The 20546-nt window shown below is 67.8% G+C and carries 19 protein-coding genes and 2 tRNA genes; 9 read left to right on the forward strand and 12 right to left on the reverse strand.

From position 1 onward, the window contains the following. Positions 1–341: 341 nt before the first annotated feature. From AC4GY7_RS07340 to AC4GY7_RS07350, 3 genes are all read left to right on the forward strand, one after another. The gene (locus tag AC4GY7_RS07340; RefSeq protein WP_491112822.1) at positions 342–2816 is read left to right on the forward strand and encodes a PhoX family protein; all 2475 of its coding nucleotides are present in this window, start codon (positions 342–344) and stop codon (positions 2814–2816) included. 165 nt (positions 2817–2981) lie between these two features. Further along, entirely contained in the window at positions 2982–3503 is a 522-nt protein-coding gene (locus AC4GY7_RS07345) for a PilZ domain-containing protein (RefSeq protein ID WP_443584895.1), read from the forward strand. A gap of 67 nt (positions 3504–3570) precedes the next feature. Continuing rightward, positions 3571–4419, forward strand: a complete 849-nt coding sequence (locus tag AC4GY7_RS07350) for an oxidoreductase (protein WP_491112781.1) — start codon at positions 3571–3573, stop codon at positions 4417–4419. Between the two features lie 81 nt (positions 4420–4500). Here AC4GY7_RS07350 and rplA read toward each other — a convergent pair whose 3' ends face one another. From rplA to dinB, 4 genes are all read right to left on the reverse strand, one after another. Next, on the reverse strand, positions 4501–5193 hold the full coding sequence (rplA, locus tag AC4GY7_RS07355) for a 50S ribosomal protein L1 (RefSeq protein ID WP_443584897.1): 693 nt from the start codon (positions 5191–5193) through the stop codon (positions 4501–4503). A gap of 4 nt (positions 5194–5197) precedes the next feature. Further along, entirely contained in the window at positions 5198–5629 is a 432-nt protein-coding gene (gene rplK, locus AC4GY7_RS07360) for a 50S ribosomal protein L11 (RefSeq protein ID WP_443584898.1), read from the reverse strand. 260 nt (positions 5630–5889) lie between these two features. Further along, on the reverse strand, positions 5890–7017 hold the full coding sequence (locus AC4GY7_RS07365; protein WP_491112782.1) for an SET domain-containing protein: 1128 nt from the start codon (positions 7015–7017) through the stop codon (positions 5890–5892). Between the two features lie 62 nt (positions 7018–7079). Beyond that, the gene (gene dinB / locus AC4GY7_RS07370; RefSeq protein WP_491112783.1) at positions 7080–8192 is read right to left on the reverse strand and encodes a DNA polymerase IV; all 1113 of its coding nucleotides are present in this window, start codon (positions 8190–8192) and stop codon (positions 7080–7082) included. A 68-nt stretch (positions 8193–8260) separates the two neighbouring features. Here dinB and AC4GY7_RS07375 point away from each other — a divergent pair, with 68 nt between their 5' ends. Next, positions 8261–8851 carry a cysteine hydrolase family protein gene (locus AC4GY7_RS07375; RefSeq protein ID WP_491112784.1) on the forward strand — a complete coding sequence of 197 codons (591 nt, stop codon included), beginning with the start codon at positions 8261–8263 and terminating at the stop codon, positions 8849–8851. Positions 8852–9204: 353 nt separating this feature from the next. Here AC4GY7_RS07375 and AC4GY7_RS07380 read toward each other — a convergent pair whose 3' ends face one another. The 3 genes from AC4GY7_RS07380 to AC4GY7_RS07390 form a co-directional block, all read right to left on the reverse strand. Next, positions 9205–9669 carry a hypothetical protein gene (locus AC4GY7_RS07380; protein WP_491112785.1) on the reverse strand — a complete coding sequence of 155 codons (465 nt, stop codon included), beginning with the start codon at positions 9667–9669 and terminating at the stop codon, positions 9205–9207. A gap of 26 nt (positions 9670–9695) precedes the next feature. Next, positions 9696–9772: transfer RNA gene (locus AC4GY7_RS07385), tRNA-Arg, on the reverse strand. Positions 9773–9802: 30 nt separating this feature from the next. Beyond that, positions 9803–9879 (reverse strand) — tRNA-Pro (locus AC4GY7_RS07390). A gap of 134 nt (positions 9880–10013) precedes the next feature. Here AC4GY7_RS07390 and pnuC point away from each other — a divergent pair. The 3 genes from pnuC to lepA are packed head-to-tail and all read left to right on the forward strand — an operon-like array spanning position 10014 to position 12966. Next, positions 10014–10592 carry a nicotinamide riboside transporter PnuC gene (pnuC, locus tag AC4GY7_RS07395; RefSeq protein WP_491112786.1) on the forward strand — a complete coding sequence of 193 codons (579 nt, stop codon included), beginning with the start codon at positions 10014–10016 and terminating at the stop codon, positions 10590–10592. Further along, positions 10589–11113 (forward strand): AAA family ATPase, encoded by a 525-nt coding sequence (locus tag AC4GY7_RS07400; protein WP_491112787.1) that lies wholly within the window; start codon positions 10589–10591, stop codon positions 11111–11113. The genes pnuC and AC4GY7_RS07400 overlap by 4 nt, the downstream gene beginning before the upstream one ends. A gap of 44 nt (positions 11114–11157) precedes the next feature. Beyond that, complete coding sequence (gene lepA, locus AC4GY7_RS07405; RefSeq protein ID WP_491112788.1) at positions 11158–12966, forward strand: translation elongation factor 4; 1809 nt, start codon at positions 11158–11160, stop codon at positions 12964–12966. 42 nt (positions 12967–13008) lie between these two features. On the opposite strand, the gene AC4GY7_RS07410 is transcribed toward lepA, so the two are convergent. Next, complete coding sequence (locus AC4GY7_RS07410) at positions 13009–13467, reverse strand: hypothetical protein (RefSeq protein WP_443584907.1); 459 nt, start codon at positions 13465–13467, stop codon at positions 13009–13011. Positions 13468–13611: 144 nt separating this feature from the next. Here AC4GY7_RS07410 and AC4GY7_RS07415 point away from each other — a divergent pair, with 144 nt between their 5' ends. Next, positions 13612–15171 carry an alpha-N-arabinofuranosidase gene (locus AC4GY7_RS07415; RefSeq protein WP_491112823.1) on the forward strand — a complete coding sequence of 520 codons (1560 nt, stop codon included), beginning with the start codon at positions 13612–13614 and terminating at the stop codon, positions 15169–15171. A gap of 38 nt (positions 15172–15209) precedes the next feature. On the opposite strand, the gene AC4GY7_RS07420 is transcribed toward AC4GY7_RS07415, so the two are convergent. The 4 genes from AC4GY7_RS07420 to AC4GY7_RS07435 form a co-directional block, all read right to left on the reverse strand. Next, complete coding sequence (locus tag AC4GY7_RS07420) at positions 15210–15668, reverse strand: YaiI/YqxD family protein (RefSeq protein WP_491112789.1); 459 nt, start codon at positions 15666–15668, stop codon at positions 15210–15212. Then, on the reverse strand, positions 15665–17389 hold the full coding sequence (locus tag AC4GY7_RS07425; RefSeq protein WP_491112790.1) for a DEAD/DEAH box helicase: 1725 nt from the start codon (positions 17387–17389) through the stop codon (positions 15665–15667). The genes AC4GY7_RS07420 and AC4GY7_RS07425 overlap by 4 nt, the downstream gene beginning before the upstream one ends. Positions 17390–17703: 314 nt before the next feature. Continuing rightward, the gene (locus AC4GY7_RS07430; RefSeq protein WP_491112791.1) at positions 17704–18036 is read right to left on the reverse strand and encodes a GFA family protein; all 333 of its coding nucleotides are present in this window, start codon (positions 18034–18036) and stop codon (positions 17704–17706) included. A 62-nt stretch (positions 18037–18098) separates the two neighbouring features. Beyond that, entirely contained in the window at positions 18099–19274 is a 1176-nt protein-coding gene (locus AC4GY7_RS07435) for a BaiN/RdsA family NAD(P)/FAD-dependent oxidoreductase (RefSeq protein WP_491112792.1), read from the reverse strand. A 74-nt stretch (positions 19275–19348) separates the two neighbouring features. Here AC4GY7_RS07435 and AC4GY7_RS07440 point away from each other — a divergent pair, with 74 nt between their 5' ends. Further along, positions 19349–20185: an HpcH/HpaI aldolase/citrate lyase family protein gene (locus tag AC4GY7_RS07440; protein ID WP_491112793.1), complete on the forward strand. Its 837-nt coding sequence runs from the start codon at positions 19349–19351 to the stop codon at positions 20183–20185. Positions 20186–20546 lie beyond the last annotated feature (361 nt).

Consider the following 20546-nt stretch of genomic DNA (forward strand, 5'->3'; position numbering starts at 1 on the left):
GTGAAGGTGTAGCAGACCGGCGCGCGACGCATCGCGAGCGGATCCTGCGGGATTCCTGTCCCCGTCTCGGCAGGACATTAAGCCGCGGCAAATCCGGGGCACCTGCTGTCTTGGACGGATGCCGGACGAGCGAACCCGCCGGCAAGCGCGGGCTATTAGCGGCAAATGGGCGGGAGTCAATCGGCACCCGGCCATTCACGGGCCGGCGGGGCTCGACTGTCTTCGATCCGTCACGCCGGCTTCATCCTGCCGTCACGCCGGCGCAACTCCGGTGCCGCTTTTCGCCGCCAAAGCGCCTGCGACGCGGCGAAGTGCCGCCAATGCGGGGGAATATCATGACGATGCTGAGCCAGCCGACGATCGGCTATGACGATGGCGACATCGACACCAACACCAGCGCCAATCCGCACCTCGATGACCTGATCGCGATCCGCTATTCGCGTCGCCAGACCCTGCGCGGCGGCCTGTCGGCGATGACCGCGGCGGTGTTCGGCAGCGCGATGCTGACCGCCTGCGACAAGGACGACGACCGCCGCGCCGCCACGGTGGCCGCGGGCGGTGCCGTGGCGACCACGGCGGGCAAGACCGTGACGCTGTCGGGCACCGTGACCAGCGGCAATGCGAGCAGCACCGGCTGGACGCAGACCAGCGGCCCGATCGTGACGCTGGCGAATGCGGCGACGTCCACCGCCAGCTTCACCGCGCCGGCGGTGACGAGCGCCACGCCGCTCGGCTTCCAATTCTCCAGCACGTCGGGGGACGGCATCAAGTCGGTCGCCGACACGACCGTGACCGTATCGCCGGCGGTGCTCGACTTCGCCGCCGTGCCCAAGAGCCTCGCCGATGTCGTCGCCGTGCCCGCCGGCTACCAGGTGACGGTGCTCTACCGGTTGGGCGATCCGATCAACGGCAGCGTCGGCGCCTATGCCAACGACGGCACCGACACGTCCTTCGCCGCACGCGCCGGCGATCACCACGACGGCATGAGCTATTTCGGCCTCGCCGCGACCGGCAATACGCCCGACGCGAGCAACAGCGGCCGCGGGCTGCTCGTCCTCAATCATGAGAACATCACCGAAAGCTACCTGCACCCCAATGGTCCGACCAACCTGTCTTCGGGCGTGCGGCCGGTGGCGGAGGTGCTGAAGGAAATGGAATGCCACGGCGTCAGCGTAATCGAGATCGCGCGTGGCGCGACAGGCTGGAGCTATAACAGCAGCAGCAGCCTCAACCGCCGCATCACGCCGTTCACCCCGACGGCCTTCTCGGGTCCGGTCGCAGGCAGCGCGCTGCTGTTCACCGCTTATGCGCCGACCGGCCGGGCGGGGCGCGGCACGATCAACAATTGCGCCAACGGCACGATGCCGTGGAACACCTATCTGACCGCGGAGGAGAATTGGGCGGGCTATTTCCGCCGCGATGCCGGCGACAACACGCGCCGTGCCGCTGCCGTCGGTGCCAAATCCGTCACCGCCTTCACCCGCTACGGCCTCGGCGAACGCACCGGCAACTACCGCTGGACCTTCTCGGATGCGCCACCCTCCGGCGACCCGACGCGCGTCGCCAAGTTCAACGCGACGATCGATCCCGCCCGCGCGGCGAACGGCACGGAGGATTTCCGCAACGAGCCCAATCAATATGGCTGGATCGTCGAGATCGACCCGTTCAACCCCGCGTCCACGCCGCGCAAGCGCACCGCGCTCGGCCGGATGAACCATGAAGGCTGCGTCGTCGGCCGGACGATCCCTGGCGTCCGCCCCGCCTTCTATATGGGCGACGATGCGCAGAACGAATATCTCTACAAGTTCGTCGCCGCGACGCCCTGGGCCGCGGCCGATGCGACCGCGACCGACCGACTGGCGATCGGCGACAAATATCTCGATAACGGAACGCTTTACGTTGCGAAACTCAATGCCGATGGCAGCGGCCAATGGCTGCCGCTGGTGTTCGGGCAGGGGCCGCTGACCGTCGGCAATGCGGCCTATGCCTTCGCCGACCAGGCCGACGTGCTGACCCATGCGCGGCTGGCCGGCGACGCGCTCGGCGCGACCCGGATGGACCGGCCCGAATGGACCGCGGTCAACCCGGTCAACGGCGAGATGTACCTGACGCTGACCAACAATTCCTCGCGCACGGTCGCCACGACCGACGCCGCCAATCCGCGCGCCTATAGCGACCCCAAGACGACCGGCGGCGCCTCGAGCGGCAATCCCAACGGCCATGTCATCCGCCTGAGGGAAGCCGGCGACAGCAGCGAGGCGCTGACCTTCACCTGGGACATCTACGCCTTCGGCGCCGGTGCGGACCTCGATCCCACCAACATCAACCTGTCGGGACTGGATGCCACCAACGACTTCTCCTCGCCCGACGGCCTGTGGTTCGCGCGGCCGAGCAACGTGTCGGGGCAGGGGACGCCGCTGATGTGGATCGAGACGGACGATGGCGCCTATACCGATGTCACCAACTGCATGCTGCTCGCCGCCATCCCCGGCCGCGTCGGCGACGGGGGCACGCGCACGATCACCAACAGCCTGAACGGCGCCACCGGCACGCAGGCGACGCGGATCGGCAAAGCGCCGGGGGCGACGCTGAAGCGCTTCCTGGTCGGTCCCAAACAGTGCGAGATCACCGGCATCGATTCGACGCCGGACGGCCGATCGCTGTTCGTCAACGTCCAGCATCCCGGCGAGGGCGGCGGACCGGCCAACATCACCAGCAACTGGCCACAGAGCCAGGCGACGGGTAGCGGATCAGGGCGTCCCCGTTCGGCGACGATCGTCATCACCCGCACGGACGGCGGCATCATCGGCCTGTAACGCGGAAAAAGGGGGCGCCGGTCGTCGGCCGGCGCCCCTTTTTGCCCCGAAATACCGCGTCCGATTACCGCCTTTTAACCAGTGGGCCGCAAGAAGGTCCGAAATGATCGAGCTTTTTCCCCCGGCCGCATCCAGCGGTGTTCGCCCGTCGCGATCGGCGCACGCGTGAAGAAGCGCGAGGCTCGCCGCAAGGTCCTGGTCCGCGCGCGCATGCGCTCGGGCGATGCCTGGGGCGACGTGACCATCCACAACATGTCGTCGCGCGGGCTGCTCGCCGCCGCCGATACCGATTGCCGGCCGGGAACGGTGATCGAAATCCGCCGCGTCCACCATATCATCGTCGGCCGCGTCGTATGGCAGAGCGGCGGCTATTTCGGCGTGCGGACGCAAGATGCGATCGACATGGACGGGATCGTCTCCGCCAAGCCGCCGGCGCACAAGCCCGGCACCGTCGATACCGGCGACCGCCGCACCGCACAGCGTCGGGCGCTGCCGATCGCCGATCGCGAGGCGCGCAGCCGCCGTTTCGCCTCCGGCTTCCAGTTTGTCGTATTGGTGCTCGCCATCGGTGCGGCATCGGTGATCGTCGCCCAGCAGGTCGGCGGCATCCTGTCGCGCCCGTTCGCCGCGATCGGCGCGCATCTCGACGGCAGCGCCGGCCAGGAACCCCCAACGAACCGGCCGTAGTGGAACATCGGGGATCGCGCGGCATTGCCGCCTTTCCTTCAGTGTTCCTCAGGAAAGGCCCGTCATCATGGCGCTTCCCGATGCTCCGGTGTGGTTCATCACCGGCTGTTCCACCGGCTTCGGCCGCGATCTGGCCCGGCTGGTGCTCGATCGCGGCTGGCGCGCGGTGGTCACCGCACGCGACGCGGACCGTGTCGCCGACCTCGTCGCGGGTTGCGAGGATCGGGCGCTGGCCGTCGCGCTCGACGTCACCGAACCGCAGGAGATCGCACAGGCGGTGGCGGCGGCGGAGAATCGCTTCGGACGGATCGACGTGCTCGTGAACAATGCCGGCTACGGCTATCAGGCGAGCGTCGAAGAGGGGCGCGAAGAGGCGATCCGTGCCCAGTTCGACACCAACGTGTTCGGCCTGTTCGCGCTCACCCGTGCGGTGCTGCCGGGGATGCGGACCCGGCGCAGCGGCCACATCGTCAACTTCACCTCGGTCGCCGGGCTGATCGGCTTTCCGGGATCGGGCTATTATGCCGCGTCCAAACATGCGGTCGAGGGCTGGTCGGACGCGCTCGCCACGGAGGTCGGGCCGCTCGGCATCGCGGTGACCTGCGTCGAGCCGGGGCCGTTCCGCACCGACTGGGCGGGCCGCTCGCTCCAGCAGACACCGGTCACGATCGTCGACTACGCCGAGACCGCCGGCAAGCGGATGGACACGACCAAGGGCTATAGCGGCGAACAGCCCGGCGATCCGGTGCGCGCGGGCGAGGCGATCATCGCGGCGACCGAGGAACCCAATCCGCCGCGGCATCTGGTGCTGGGCAGGTTCGGCTTTGATGCGGTCACGGCCAAGCTGCGCGAACGGCTGGCGGAGATCGAGGGGCGGCGGGAGCAGGCGCTGGGTGCGGATTTCCCGGACGGGTAAGCGCGGCTGCGCGGGCACGGCACACGCAAAAAGGGCCGGGATCGCTCCCGGCCCTCTTCGTGTTTCGCTGGTGCGAAAGGATTAGGCGCCCGCGACCTCGGCGGTGTCGACGCGGATGCCCGGACCCATGGTCGAGCTCAGCGCGACCTTGCGGACGTACTTGCCCTTGGCGCCCGACGGCTTCGCCTTGACCACCGCATCGACCAGCGCGTCGAAGTTGCGGCGCAGGTCTTCCTGGCTGAACGAGGCCTTGCCGATGCCGGAGTGGATGATGCCGGCCTTTTCGACGCGATACTCGACCTGACCGCCCTTGGCGGCCTTCACCGCTTCGGCGACGTTCATGGTGACGGTGCCGAGCTTCGGGTTCGGCATCAGGCCCTTAGGGCCGAGCACCTTGCCGAGGCGACCGACGACGCCCATCATGTCCGGGGTCGCGATGCAGCGGTCGAAATCGATCGTGCCGCCCTGGATCGTCTCCATCAGGTCTTCCGCACCGACGACGTCGGCGCCGGCGGCGCGCGCTTCGTCAGCCTTGGCGCCGCGGGCGAAAACGCCGACGCGGACGGTCTTGCCGGTGCCGGCGGGCAGCGTCACGACGCCGCGGACCATCTGGTCGGCGTGGCGCGGATCGACGCCCAGGTTCAGCGCGACCTCGATAGTCTCGTCGAACTTGGCGGTGGCGTTCTGCTTGGCGAGGGCGATCGCCTGGTCGACGCCGTGCAGCGTCGTCGGGTCGATGGCGTTGGCCTTCTGCTTCTTGCTGAGCTTCGCCATGATCTTAGCCCTCCACCACTTCGAGGCCCATCGCGCGGGCGGAGCCTTCGATGATCTTGGTCGCAGCCTCGATGTCGTTGGCGTTCAGATCCTTCATCTTGGTCTGGGCGATCTCGGCGAGCTTCGAGCGCGCGATCTTGCCCGCGGAGACCTTGCCCGGCTCCTTGGAGCCCGACTTGAGGTTCGCCGCCTTCTTGATGAGGAACGAGGCCGGCGGCGTCTTGATCTCGAACGAGAACGAACGGTCGGCATAGACGGTGATCTTGGTGGGCAGCGGCGTGCCCTTGTCCATGTCGGTCGTCTGCGCGTTGAACGCCTTGCAGAATTCCATGATGTTCACGCCGCGCTGACCCAGCGCCGGGCCGATCGGCGGGGCGGGCTTGGCGTCGCCTGCAGGAACCTGCAGGTTGATGTAACCTGTGATCTTCTTTGCCATGTCACTCTCGTTTCAAGTTTAGCGGTCCGATCGGGCGACACGCCCTCCCGCAAGCATCCACGCTCCGTGAGGAGTGGGAAGCGCGGGCCGTTAGCGGAAAACGGGGCGAGGTGCAATGATGGTTCACGCGGAGGCGCGGAGGCGCGGAGATAAGAAGAGGTCCGCCGCGTCAGCGGCTGTCGCCAGACCGCGGGACATTGGCTGAGCGGGCGCTACGCGCCGGGTAGGAAACCTCCGCGCCTCCGCGTGAACCGCACCTTTTAGGCCGCCCGTACCGCGGCCGGCTCGTCGAGATAGGGGGCGACGATGCCCAGCGCGCGGTAGCGATCCTGCGTCTCCGCCGGCAGCAGCGCGAAGGCGCGGACCACGCCGCGGCATTGCGGGCTGCCGCAGCCGCACTGCATCGACCAGTCCGGATCGGCGAGGGTGGTCGAATAGTCCCAGGCGATTTCCTCGCCTGGCGGGATCGGCCGGAGTGCGGTGAGGAACACGCCGTCCGCAGTGAAGCGCAGGCCGGCGTTGGGCGTGCAGCTGTGGTTGATGAGATCGTCGATCCGGCCCGATGGCCCCATGTAGCGGTCGCGCGCGATCTGCAGGAAGCGGTCCGCCGCGCCGCTGAGGCCGCGCGGCAGACGTGAGGCCGGCACGGTGCGGCCGGAAAAGCGCACGATCCGCTGCCCCGCCGCAAACCTCTGCGCGGCGAACACCGCCTTGCCGAGGTGCGTTTCGCCGATCGCGAACGGGTTCGCCGGCAGATAGGCATCGAGGACGCGCAGGCCCCCCTGGCGCCGCCCGAACGAACGCAGCGGGTTGAGCGTGCCGAGCCCGACCATGAACCAGACACTGGCGTGGCAGAGCAGTTCGACCAGCACATAGGCATATTCGCCGACCCCCGAACCCGGACTGCGGGTGGCGACGATCAGCGTGGCAAGATCGCCCAACGTCCACAGCCCCCAGGCCGGCGAGCGTTCGCGTGCGCGATCCTCCCACACGCTCAGCCAGGTCGGCCAGAAGCCGAGCGGCACGGCGGCCACCACCAGCATATGCGCCCAGAACGTCTCCTTGAGCGGCAGCCACAGCACGATTGCGGCCAGGCTTGCACCCATGCACATCGTCTCGGTGGACGAGGGACGGGTCCAGCGCGAGCGGCGCCACATCGCCAGCGTCACCAGAATGCAGGCGATGGCGGAGGCGGCGAAGACCAGCCCCTGCACCTCGCCCGGATTGACCGCGAGATAGGTCGCCGCCTCCACCCCCGTGGCGACCGCCCAGATCAGCCAGGACGCCCGGCTCGGCTCCACCAGGTGACGGCGCAGGCCGGCGAGGTAGAGGCCATAGCCGGCCAGGCTCAGCGTCATCGCCGCGATGAACCAAGGCTCGACCGTCATTCCCCCACCCGTCCGATGAACCGGGCGTAAACCAAGATGGTGAATCCGTCGAGAGGGCGGGATCAGAGCGGAAGGCTGGGCTGCGCCTCGTCCGGGCCGTCGTCGCCGTTCTCGCCGATGATGCCCGACAGCGTCAGCCCGAGCAGGCGCACGCCGTCGGCCACCGGCAGTTGCGCATCCAGCAGTTCGATGCCGATGGCGAGGAAGGCGGCCTGATCGGTGATGGCGAGGGGGAAGGAGCGGGCGCGGGTGATCGTGCGGAAATCCGAGTGGCGCAGCTTCAGCGTGACCGTCCGCCCGCGCGTTCCCGACCGGTCGATCCGCACCCAGGCCGCCTCGGCAACCCGCGCGAGCGCGGCATGCAGCGCGTCGCGGGCGGAAAGGTTCGTCTCGAACGTCCGCTCGGCGCCGACCGACTTGGACTGGCGATGCGAGCGGACGGGCCGATGGTCCTCGCCGCGCGCGGCGCGGAAGAGATAATCGGCATAGGAGCCGAAATGCGCCTGAAGGAAGGCGAGGGGGCGGTCGCGCAGGTCCGCCCCGGTCAGGATGCCGAGCCGCTCCATCTTCGCCGCGGTCACCGGCCCGACGCCGTGGAAGCGCTTCACCGGCAGCGACGCGACGAACGCCGCGCCCTTGTGCGGCGGAATGACGCACAGGCCATCGGGCTTGTTCTGGTCGGAGGCGAGCTTGGCGATGAACTTGTTGTAGCTCACCCCTGCCGATGCGGTGAGGCCGGTTTCGGCGCGGATGCGGGCGCGGATCTGTTCGGCGATAGCCTTGGCCGAGCCCAGCCCGTGCCGGTCCTCGGTGACGTCCAGATAGGCTTCGTCGAGCGACAAGGGCTCGATCGCGTCAGTGTAATCGGCGAAGATCGCGCGGATCTGTCGCGAGATGCCGCTGTAGACGTCGAAACGCGGGCGGACGAAGACGAGGTCGGGGCAGCGGCGGATCGCGGTGACCGAGGGCATCGCGCTGCGTACGCCGAAGGCCCGCGCCTCGTAGCTCGCCGCCGCCACCACGCCGCGAGCACGCGATCCGCCGACCGCCACCGGCCGCCCGCGCAGCGCCGGATCGTCGCGCTGCTCGACCGAGGCGTAGAAGGCGTCCATGTCGACATGGATCACCTTTCGCTGAACGGGAGGGTGCTGGACGGAAGGCTCGTCGTCGGCCATGTCCCCGTTTCGTTCCGATCGCGACGCAGATCAAGGCGCCCCGGCCCCGGTTGCGCTAAAATGCTCGGATGACGGCACAATCCGAGACCGCGCCTGGGAAGACCGCCCTGGTCATCATCGACATGGTCAATGCCCTCGATTTCGAGGGCGGCGAGCGGTTGAAGGCGGCCGCCGAGGCGACGGTCGGTCCCATCCTGGCCCTGCGTGATGCGGCGGATGCCGCCGGCGTGCCGGTGATCTACGTCAACGACAACAATGGCCAATGGCATTCCGAACGTGACCGGTTGATCGAGGATACGCTCGCCAAGGACGCGCCGGGCCGCAACCTGACCCGCGCGCTGCGCCCGCGTCGCGACGACTTCTTCATCATCAAGCCGCAATTCTCCGGCTTCTATGCGACCAACCTGCCGGTGCTGCTGCCGCAACTCGGCGTCAGCCGCCTGGTACTGACGGGGGTTGCGGCCGATATCTGCGTGCTGTTCACCGCGGCGGATGCGCATATGCGCCAATATGAGCTGTGGGTGCCTTCGGACGCGATTGCAGGTAACCATGAGGAGCGCACGCGCTGGGCGGTCGAGATCATGAAGAACAGCATGGCGGCGGAAACCCGCCCGACCGATGCTTATAGCCTGACCGAGTGGGTCGCGGCGGCGGGTTGACGATTGCGTCCGGCGCATCTGTGCCGGGGATCATTGCAATTGCCGCATTTAAGCTTGGGCAACATATGGACGGCAATGCTGCATCGCAGCAATCCTTCCCCAGGAGCCATTTCCATGTTTAGCCTGATCGCTCTTCTGTTCTCCTACCGCCGTCAGCAAGCGGAGGCTCTCCGCGCCGTCGTGGCAGCGCCCGCACGGCCGGTGGCCAACGACCGCGCCGCGGTGCGGAGCCTTGCGCGGGCGGCGTAAAGCGCCTCGCGCAGGCCTGCTTGCCAACTGCCGTTTTGTCGTGAGCCTGTCGGGGCGCGCTGTACCTCGGGCGTAAGGCTCGTGGAGAGCAGCCCTCGACCAGCTCAGCTTTCCGCGTCGGCCTCGCCAGCCAGCGCCTGTTCCACCTCCGCCTCGCTGATGCCGAAGGCGCCGGCCAGTCCGGCGACGGAGGCGCCGCGCTTCGCCAGCACGCGCATCCGCTCGATATCCACGATCGTCGTATAGCCGCGGGTGTCACGCTGTTCGCGCACGACGTCCTTGCGCCCCGAACCGCGGCGGCGCTGCGCGGCGGCCGCATGCGGATCGCCCGACGCCACCACCTGTTCCGCCTCGCGCCTAGCGAGTCGTTCCTGTTCGCGCGCCTGCGTTTCGCCCTCGCGGTTCGCCTCGCGCTGCTGAAGACGCTGCTCCATCGCGGCGACACGTTCCGCCGCACGGGCGTCGCGCGCACGGGCGCGCTCGGCGGCGCGATCGTCGGCGCTCGCATTGCTCCTGACGCGGAACCCTGCCGCAGGGGCGACGCCCCAGCTCTTGTCGACCAAAGCCATCGGCTCCGTCTGCTGTGAGTGGAAAATGGCGCGCCCGGAACGATTCGAACGTCCGACCCTCAGATTCGTAGTCTGATGCTCTATCCAGCTGAGCTACGGGCGCTTGGTGCCACGGCGGGAACCGCGGCGAATGTGGTCGGGAAGAGAGGATTCGAACCTCCGGCCCCTGCCTCCCGAAGACAGTGCTCTACCAGGCTGAGCTACTCCCCGACGGAGTACGTCCGGTCCCGTTTGGCGGGGCCGACCGTGCTTGGAGGCGCGCCTATAGCCACCGCTTTTCAGGGATGCAACACCGGATTCGAGGGGCTTGCGAAATCCTTGTCGCACGCCCTAGGCAGGCGCCCGTGAATACGCCCGAAGCTCTCGCCGCCGCGCTGGTCGTCGTCAACGTCGCGCTCGTCGCCGGGCGCAGCGTCTGGAACTATCCGGTCGCGCTGGTCGCCGTCGCCATCTACGGCTGGGTGTTCGCGGAGGCGCGGCTGTACAGCGACGCATTGTTGCAAAGCTTCTTCTTCGCCGCCAACCTGTATGGCTGGGTGAATTGGACACGAAGCCACGCGCAGACGGGCGAGGTGGTCGTCGAGCGGCTGGATGCGGGAACCCGCGCGGGATGGCTCCTTGCCGGCACCGCCGCCTGCCTGTTGTGGGGGATGCTGATGCACCGCTACACCGATGCTTCCTATCCGTGGTGGGACGCCGGAATCGCCATCGCCTCCGTCGCCGCGCAGGTGATGCAGGCGCGGCGCGCGATCGAGAGCTGGTGGGTGTGGATCGCCGTGGATGTGGCGAGCGTGCCGCTCTATCTGGCCAAGGGACTGTGGTTCACCGCGGCGCTCTATGCCGTGCTGCTGGGGCTGGCGATTTGGGGCCTGATCGACTGGCGCCGTGCCGAGGGGCGTCAATTGCGGGTGGCGCTGGCATGACGCCGCGTTCGATCTGCCTGCATGGGCCGGAGAGCACCGGCAAGTCGACCCTGGCACCGCGGCTCGCCCAGCATTTCGGCGGCGTGCCGCTCGTCGCCGAGTTCGGCCGTGCCTATTGCGAGGCCTTTGGCACCGACCTGACGATGGCGGACTTGGTGGAGATCGGGAAGGGGCATGACGCCAAGACCCGGCATGCGCTCGGCGAGCGGCATTTCCCCGTCATCCTCGACACCGATCCGCTGATGACCGCGGTATGGGCGGATATGATGTTCGGCCGCCGCGATCCCTGGTTCGCGACCTGGACCAACACGGCCGACATCTACCTGCTTTACGATATCGACCTGCCGTGGGTGGAGGATGGATCGCGCGTGTTCGGCAGCGTGGCCGAGCGGCGGCGGTTCTTCGATCTCAGTCGTGCGATCCTGGAGGAGCGCGGCGTCCGCTGGGCACTCGTGACGGGGGAGGGCGGGGCGCGCTACATCAACACGCTGCGCGCGATCGAGGCGCTGACCCGCGATTAGCACGCCCTAGCGCAAGCCGCCCACACCCTGCTAGGGGCGCGGCCATGACCCCGCTTTCGCAGATCCGTAACTTCTCGATCATCGCCCATATCGACCATGGCAAGTCGACGCTCGCCGACCGGCTGATCCAGCGCACCGGCGGCCTGACCGACCGCGAAATGTCGAGCCAGGTGCTCGACAACATGGATATCGAGAAGGAACGCGGCATCACCATCAAGGCGCAGACGGTGCGCTTGTCCTATCCGGCCAAGGATGGCGTCACCTACACGCTCAACCTGATGGACACGCCGGGCCACGTCGACTTCGCCTATGAGGTGTCGCGGAGCCTTGCGGCGTGCGAGGGCGCGCTGCTGGTCGTCGACGCGGCGCAGGGCGTCGAGGCGCAGACGCTCGCCAACGTCTACCAGTCGATCGAGCACGACCACGAGATCGTGCCGGTCATCAACAAGATCGACCTGCCCGCCGCCGAACCGGAAAAGGTGCGCAAGGAGATCGAGGACGTGATCGGCCTCGACGCCTCCGAGGCGGTGCTGGCGAGCGCCAAGTCAGGGATCGGCATCGACGATATCCTGGAAGCGATCGTCACCAAGATCCCGGCGCCCAAGGGCGATGCGGCCGCGCCGCTGAAGGCGATGCTGGTCGATTCGTGGTACGACCCGTATCTCGGCGTCGTCATCCTCGTGCGCGTGATGGAGGGCGTGCTCAAGAAGGGGCAGCAGGTCGCCTTCATGCAGGCGGGCACCACACACCTGGTCGATCGCGTCGGCTGTTTCCGGCCGAAGATCGAGCAGCTGGCCGAACTGGGGCCGGGCGAGATCGGCTTCATCACCGCACAGATCAAGGATGTGGCGCAGGCGCGCGTCGGCGACACGCTGACCGATGCGAAGAAGCCTGCCGCCGAGGCGCTGCCGGGGTTCAAGGAAGTGCAGCCGGTGGTGTTCTGCGGCCTGTTCCCGATCGATGCCAACGACTTCGAGAAGCTGCGCGAATCGATCAGCAAGCTCCGCCTCAACGACGCTTCGTTCAGCTTCGAGATGGAGACGAGCGCGGCGCTGGGCTTCGGCTTCCGTTGTGGATTCCTGGGGCTGCTGCACCTCGAGATCATCCAGGAGCGGCTGACCCGCGAATACGACCTTGACCTCATCACGACCGCGCCGTCGGTGGTCTATCAGATCGAGCTGACGCACGGCGGCGGGCAGATCGACCTGCACAATCCCGCCGACATGCCCGATCCCAACAAGATCGAGAGCATCAGCGAACCGTGGATCGAGGCGACGATCTACGTCCCCGACGAATATCTCGGTTCCATCCTGAAGCTGTGCCAGGACCGGCGCGGTATCCAGAAGAACCTGACCTATGTTTCAGGGCGCGCGCAGGCGACCTACGAATTGCCACTGAACGAGGTGGTGTTCGACTTCTACGATCGGCTGAAGTCGCTGTCGAAGGGCTATGCCAGCTTCGACTATCACCAGATCGGCTATCGCGAGGGGGACCTCGTCAAGATGAGCATCCTCGTCAACGAGGAGCCGGTCGACGCACTGTCGATGATCGTCCACCGCGGCACCGCCGAGGTCCGCGGGCGCGGCATGGTCGAGCGGCTGAAGGAACTGATCCCGCGCCACATGTTCAAGATCCCGATCCAGGCGGCAATCGGCGGCAAGGTGATTGCGCGCGAGACGATCAGCGCGATGCGCAAGGACGTGACCGCGAAATGCTACGGTGGCGACGCCACCCGCAAGCGCAAGCTGCTCGACAAGCAGAAGAAGGGCAAGGCGCGGATGCGGGAGTACGGCAGCGTCAGCATCCCGCAGGAAGCCTTTATCGCCGCACTGCGCATGGGCGACGAGGGGTAAAGGGCGGTTGCCGGGCCGCGATGAGGCGGCCCGGCCGTCGTGTCACATATAGTTCTGCGGATCCGGGCTCGGCATCTTGCACGCGCGGGTCCGGCCGCGCTTGCAGGCGGCGACCTGCGCGCGCCAATCGGCCATCGCCATCGCATAGGCACGCTCGCGATCGTTCTGCACCGCGGCGTCGGTGGCGATGACCTGCCGCCGGTGACGCATGGCGGCGCGATAGCGGCGGACGTCGGCGGCGTAACGCGCATCGTTGGCGGCATTCACGGCATTGGCCGCGCCATCCTGCAAACGCGCCTGCGCCAGCGTTTCGGCGTTCGCAGCGGCGACGCCGGGCGCCGTCTCGGCAGCGATCGCGTTGCTGCGCGGGGTGTTGCTGTCGCGGCCGGGATCATAGGGCAGGGGCGTGCTCGCCTGATCGGCGGGGCTGGCAGTCTGCGTCTGGGCAAGGACCGGCGCGGCGGCGATCAGGGCGGCACCGAGCAGAAGGGGTCGGATCATGGCGGAAACTCCGTTTCGGTAATGATCGCGATAATCGGTCGACGTTCGGGTTGGTTCCGCGATGCCGGCTTGCGCATTCCGTGACGGCGGATATTGTCCGACAAACCATTGAGATAGGGTCGAGGGAGACGGGGCATGCGGAGGATGTTGGGCGCGGTGGCGCTGATGATGGCAGGCACGATGCTTGCCGCTCCCGCCGTCGCGCAGCAGGCACCTGCCGCCGACGCGCCTGCAACCGTCGTCGTGCATGGCGACCGGCCCGCCCCCAAGTTCGACAAGCGCCTGTTCGGCCAGTTCGCCGAGCATCTCGGCACCGGCATCTATGGCGGCATCTGGGTCGGCACGGGCAGCAAGATCCCCAACGTGCAGGGCTACCGCCGCGACGTGGTGGACGCGCTGAAGGCGATTCGCGTGCCGGTGATCCGCTGGCCGGGCGGCTGCTTCGCCGACGAATATCACTGGCGCGAGGGGATCGGCCCGCGCGGCAAGCGACCGGTGAAGATCAACACCAACTGGGGCGGCGTGACCGAGGACAATGCCGTCGGCACGCACGAATTCATGAACTTTTCCGAACTCGTCGGTGCCGAGCCCTATGTCTCCGGCAACGTCGGCAACGGCACGCCTGCCGAAATGGCGGAATGGGTCGAATATATGACCTCGCCGACCGGCTCCAGCCTGGCGCGCGAGCGCGCGGCGAACGGGCGCAAGGAGCCGTGGAAGCTCACCATGTTCGGCCTCGGCAACGAATTGTGGGGCTGTGGCGGCAACATGCGGCCCGAATATGCCGCCGATCTCACCCGCCGCTACGGCACGTTCGTCAAGGTGCCGCAGGGCCAGCGCCTGATGAAGATCGCCAGCGGCGCCAATTCGGACGACACCCACTGGACCGAGGTGATGATGCGCGATGCGGGGCGTCACTTCGACGGCATCGGCGTGCATTACTACACGGTGCCCGGCACCTGGGGGAAGAAGGGCGCCGCGACCGGCTTCGACGAGGACGCCTGGGCGGTGACCTTGTCCAAGACGCTGAAGATGGACGAGATCATCAGCAAGCATGCGCAGATCATGGACACATACGATCGCGACAAGCGGGTGGCACTGCTGGTCGACGAATGGGGCACCTGGTACGATGTCGAGCCCGGCACCAATCCCGGCTTCCTCTACCAGCAGAACTCGCTGCGCGACGCGATCGTCACCAGCCTGAACTTCGATATCTTCGCCAAGCACACCGATCGGCTGCGCGGCGCGAACATCGCGCAGATGGTCAACGTGCTGCAGGCGATGATGCTGACCGACGGCGCGAAGATGGTGAAGACGCCGACCTATTGGGTGTTCGACCTCTACAAGGACTATCAGGACGGCGTCGTGCTGCCGGTCGAGGTCAGCTCGCGCTGGTACCATCGCAACCAATGGGTGATGAAGGCGGTGAGCGCCAGCGCGGTGCGGGGTGTGGACGGCGCCGTCCACATGGGCCTCACCAACGTCGATCCGAACCAGCCCGCCACCGTCAGCGTCACGCTGGACGGCGTCACCGGCGGGGGCGTCACCGGCCGCATCCTCACCGCCGCGGCGATGGACGCGCACAACAGCTTCGACGCGCCCGACGCGGTGAAGCCGGTGGCGTTCACCGGTGCGACGCTTTCGGCGGGCACGCTCAACGTCACGTTGCCGCCCAAGTCGGTGGTGATGCTGGATATCCGATAAGGGGGTGTCGGCTCCGACGATCGGAGCTGACAGTCGGATCAGCGTTGCAGCTTCGCCAGCGCAGCGTCCAGTGCCTGGAGGAAGCGGCTGCGGTCCGCCGCCGCGAAGGGCTTGGGGCCGCCCAGCTGATCGCCACCGGCGCGCAGGTCCGCCATGATCGCCCGGGTGGCGATGGCGCCGCCGATCGACGCGGTGGTGAACGGCTTGCCCGTGGGCGCGATCACGCTCGCTCCGGCCTTCAGGCAGCGGTCGGCGAGAAGAATGTCGGCGGTCACCACGATCGCGCGGCCATCCGCCGCCTCGGCGATCCAGTCATCGGCGGCGTCGAAGCCGTCGCTCACCACCATGCGGCTGACCAGCGGATGCTGGGGCACGCGAAAGTGGCTGTTGCTGACGATGGTCACCGGCACCTCGCGGCGCCAGGCGACCTTGTAGATTTCGTCTTTTACCGGACAGGCGTCCGCATCGACGAGGATGCGGACGCGTTCATCGCTCACCCGCGCGGCCCCTTGCGATAGGGCTTGGCCTGGTGCCGTGCCGGTGCGCCGCTGCCCGAGCGAGGCCGCCCGCCTCCCGCGCGCGGCGCGCGGTCACCGCCGCCTTGGCCCTCGCGCGGATTGCCGGCGAAGGGCGTGATCTGCAGGCTGCCCTCGTCGCTTTCCGGGTTGGCAGTGCGGCGCACGCTCGCCAGCACGCGGTCGGCGACGGTGCGCGGCACCTCGAACAGCGTATCGTTGGGGTTGATCCGGATCGCGCCGATCTCCGCCTTGGTGATATGGCCGCGGCGGCAGATCAGCGGCAGCAGCCAGCGCGGATCGGCGTTCTGGCGGCGGCCGATATCCATGCGGAACCAGACGGTATCCTCGAAGCCTGGACGGTGCCCCTGCGTGCGGTCGCTCTGCTGCGGCGCGGCCGAATCGAGCAGGTCTTCCGCCTGCGGCATGGCGGCGCGATGGGCATGGACCAGCGCCGCGGCGATATCCTCCGGCGACTTTTCCGCCATCAGCCGCGTGGCGAGCTCGCGATCCTCCTCGTCGAATTCGATCGGCGCGAGCAGGGTGGCGATCAGACGCTCGCGATCCTGCTTCCTGATATCGTCGGCGCTCGGCGCCGGGATCCAATCCACCGCGATCTTCGCCTGGCGCAGCATCATGTCGACGCGGCGGCGGCGCGGGTAGGGGACGATCAGCACCGCCGTGCCCTTCTTGCCGGCGCGACCCGTACGACCCGACCGGTGCTGCAGCGTCTCCGCATCGCGGGGCAGCTCGACATGGACGACGAGGCTGAGCGAGGGCAGGTCGATGCCGCGCGCGGCGACGTCGGTCGCGACGCACACGCGCGCACGACGATCGCGCAGCGCCTGCAATGCCTGGTTGCGCTCGTTCTGGCTGTGCTCGCCCGACAGCGCCACGGCGGCGAAGCCGCGCTCCACCAGGCTGGCGTGCAGGTGGCGGACATTGTCGCGCGTCGCGCAGAACAGGATCGCCGTCTCCGCTTCGTGGAAGCGCAGCAGGTTGATGACGGCATGCTCGATATCGGCCGGTGCGACGGTGACGGCCTGATAGGCGATGTCGCCATGGCCGCGCGCTTCGCCGACGGTCGAAATGCGCAGCGCATCGTTCTGGTACCGCTTGGCGAGCGCGACGATCGGCTTGGGCATCGTCGCCGAGAACATCAGCGTGCGCCGCTCGGCGGGCGAGGCATCGAGGATCTGCTCCAGATCCTCGCGGAAGCCCATGTCGAGCATCTCGTCCGCTTCGTCGAGCACCGCGACGCGCAAGGCTGACAGGTCGAGCGCGCCGCGCTCCAGATGGTCGCGCAGACGGCCGGGGGTGCCGACGACGATATGCGCGCCATGGCTGAGCGATCGGCGCTCCTTGCTGGCATCCATGCCGCCGACGCAGGTAGCGATGCGGGCATGCGCCTCCTTGTACAGCCACATCAGTTCGCGGCTGACCTGCAAGGCGAGTTCGCGCGTCGGCGCGATGATGAGCGCGAGCGGCAGACCCGGCGGCGGCAGCGTGCCGTCGGCGAGCAGTTCGCCGGCCATGGCGAGGCCGAAGGCGACGGTCTTGCCCGAGCCGGTCTGTGCGGACACGATCAGGTCGCGGCCGGCGGTATCGGGCTCGATCACCGCCGCCTGGACGGCGGTGGGCGCTTCATAGCCACGGGCGACGAGCGCTTCTGCAAGAAGCGGGGGAAGGGAGGAAAAGGGCATCGAAAACCTAAATGGGAGCGGCGCCCCCGAAGCCAAGGCTTGGCGCCATGGCGGGAACGCATCGGGGACAATGTTATCGCGATGGAAACATCGCGGGCCAATCGCGGGCGGCAATACGGGCGCGATGGAGGCGCCTGGGCGCCCCGGCATCATGGCCGTTTCCGTGACCCCTGAAGACCCTGCGCCGCCTGATCCGCGAAGCCGAGGCCGAGCGAGGCCGCGCCGTTGCCCCTACGCCCAAATGCCCCCCCGCGCAACTCGCGCCCGGCTATCTTGTGGAATCCCCTCGGGTTGACCGCGTCATCGACCGGTGATCATCCCGCGTTGTCGCAAGCCCTGACCTCGATATCCGCCTCGTCAAAGCCGTCGAGCAGGCGGGCGTTGACACCCATCCTGCCGAAATCCTCGCCGAGCGATTGCCAGTGGGTGCCACAGCCGCAGACGGGGCAATGATGGATGCCGATCATCCGATCGCCCCAGATGTAGGCCTTCGTCTCGCCCATGATGCGAACCTGGTCCGGCGGGTAGTAAGCGACCCGCCACGCCAGCCTGCGGCACAGCGAGCAGTTGCAGGCCGCGACCCACGCCGGCGCATGCGGCAGTTCGACGCGGACGTTGCCGCAGTGGCAGCTCCCCTGCACGGTCATGGCGACTTATAGGCACCGGCCGCCACCGCCTGCAAATCGGCATGACCGGCGCGAGGGCAGCGCTACACGGCCTGCGCCGCAGCCCAGCCGCTCGCCCAAGCCCATTGGAAATTATACCCGCCGAGCCAGCCGGTCACATCCACCGCCTCGCCGATCGCATGCAGGCCGGGAACCCGCCGCGCCTCCAGCGTCTGCGACGAGAGATCCGCGGTGCTGATGCCGCCGACCGTGACCTCCGCCTTGGCGAAGCCTTCGGTGCCGCTGGGCATGAAGCGCCACGCGGACAATTGCCGTGCCGCGTCTTCCAGCTTGCGGTCGCCGGTTGCACCCAGCTCGCCGAGCCCGATCCGGTCGGCCAGCGCCTCGGCAAGCCGGTCGGGCAGGGTGGTCGCTAGCGTCCGGCGCAACGTGGTGCGCGGCTGCGCGCGCTTGGCGTCGAGCAGCCAGCCGGCGGCGGTATCCGGCATGAAGTCGATCGCGATCGGCTCGCGCGGGCGCCAATAGCTTGATACCTGCAGGATCGCCGGTCCCGACAGACCGCGATGGGTGAACAGCGCCGCCTCGCGGAAACGCGCCTTGCCGGCGCTTGCCGTCACCTCGGCCACAACGCCCGACAGCGTCCGGAACAGGGCCTCGTCGCCGCCCAGGGTCAGCGGCACCAGCGCCGGTCGCGGCTCGACCACCTTCAGTCCGAACTGCCGCGCGCAGTCGTAAGCAAAGCCGGTGGCGCCGAGCTTGGGGATCGACGGCCCGCCGGTGGCGATCACCAACCGCGCGGCCGCGACGGTGCGACGCGGCAGCGCAACGGTGAAATGCGTGCCGTCGTGGCCGATCTCCCCCACGGGGGAGGATAAAGCGATGTCCACATGGCCCGCGGTGCATTCGTCCATCAGCATCGCGACGATCTGACGTGCCGATCCGTCGCAGAACAACTGGCCGAGCGTCTTCTCATGCCAGGCGATGCGATGCCGCTCGACCAGGGCCAGGAAGTCGGCGGCGGTGTAGCGGCCGAGCGCCGATTTGGCGAAATGCGGATTGGCCGACAGATAGCGATCGGGTGCGGTATGGATGTTGGTGAAGTTGCAGCGCCCGCCGCCGGAGATCAGGATCTTCTTGCCCGGCGCCTCGGCATGGTCGACCAGCAGCACGCGGCGGCCGCGCTGGCCGGCCACGGCGGCGCACATGAGGCCGGCGGCACCGGCGCCGAGTATGATCGCATCGTAAGGGGGAGGGGCCATGCCGCGCCCGTTAGCGGCAGCGGGTGCGATTGTCTTCCGCGCATCGGATGGTACGACGGCGCATGGAGACGATGATGCGGCTGAGATCCCTGCTGTTCGTGCCTGGCGACCGCCCGGAACGCTTCGCCAAGGCCGTGGCGAGCGGTGCGGACGCGGTGATCCTCGATCTGGAGGATTCGGTCGCGCCCGCCGCCAAATCCGCCGCGCGCGAGGCGGTGGCGCAGTTCCTGCGGGAGCCTTCACCCATCCTCCGCTTCGTCCGCATCAATCCGCTCGGCAGCGACGGTCTGGCCGACGACCTATCCGCCGCGCGTGGTGCCAACGGGGTGATGCTCCCTAAAGCCGAAGGAGCGGACGATGTGGCGAGATTGAGCGCGCTGATGGGCGTGCATGCGGTGCCGATCCTGCCGGTGGCGACCGAGACGCCGCTCGCGATCTTTGGCCTCGGCGGTTACCGGGCGGTTGCCGATCGGCTGGCCGGGCTGACCTGGGGCGCCGAGGATCTGCCTGCGGCGATCGACGCCGTCACTGCGCGCGAGGCGGACGGGCGGTACACTGCGCCCTATGAGGTGGTGCGGACGCTCGCCTTGATGGGCGCGCATGCCGCAGGGGTCGCGGCGATCGAAACCGTCTTCCCGTCGATCAAGGATGACGAAGGCCTCGCAGCCTATGCGGCACGTGGTGCCCGCGACGGCTTTACCGGCATGATGGCGATCCATCCTGCGCAGGTGCGCACGATCAACGCCGCCTTTTCGCCGGACGCAGCCGCGATCGCCGCGGCGGAGGCGATCGTCGCGGCCTTTGCCGCAAACCCAGGAGCGGGGACATTGCAGCTTGACGGCAAGATGATCGATGCGCCGCATCTGAAGCAGGCGCATGCCATATTGGCGCGGGCACGAAGCGAGGCATGACAAGGGGGAGGAGAGTCGCCCGCCAATATGGCCGCCAAGGCCCCTTGCAGCCTCGCTGAGCGTGTATTTCAGAAAACCGTCAAAAAATTGCAAAATGGTGTTGACGGGGTTGTGAGGTGGGCCTAGATGGGTGTCACCGCAGCGGCGGGCCGGACGGCTTGCTGGAGTGGTCATCGACAACCAGGCGCTTGTATCGCTCTCGGAAGGGGGTTTGAACGGGTGCCGGGTATTTGCGTCGGGTGTTCTTTGACATTGTGATTTAGATGAAGGGACATGTGGGCGGCGGCTCGTGTGTGCTGGTTCCTCAGGGGCTGGTGTGCACGTTAAGCTAGTAAGCCGTTCGTATGTCTCGTTACATATC

The sequence above is a fragment of the Sphingomonas sp. SP5 genome (assembly GCF_058313455.1).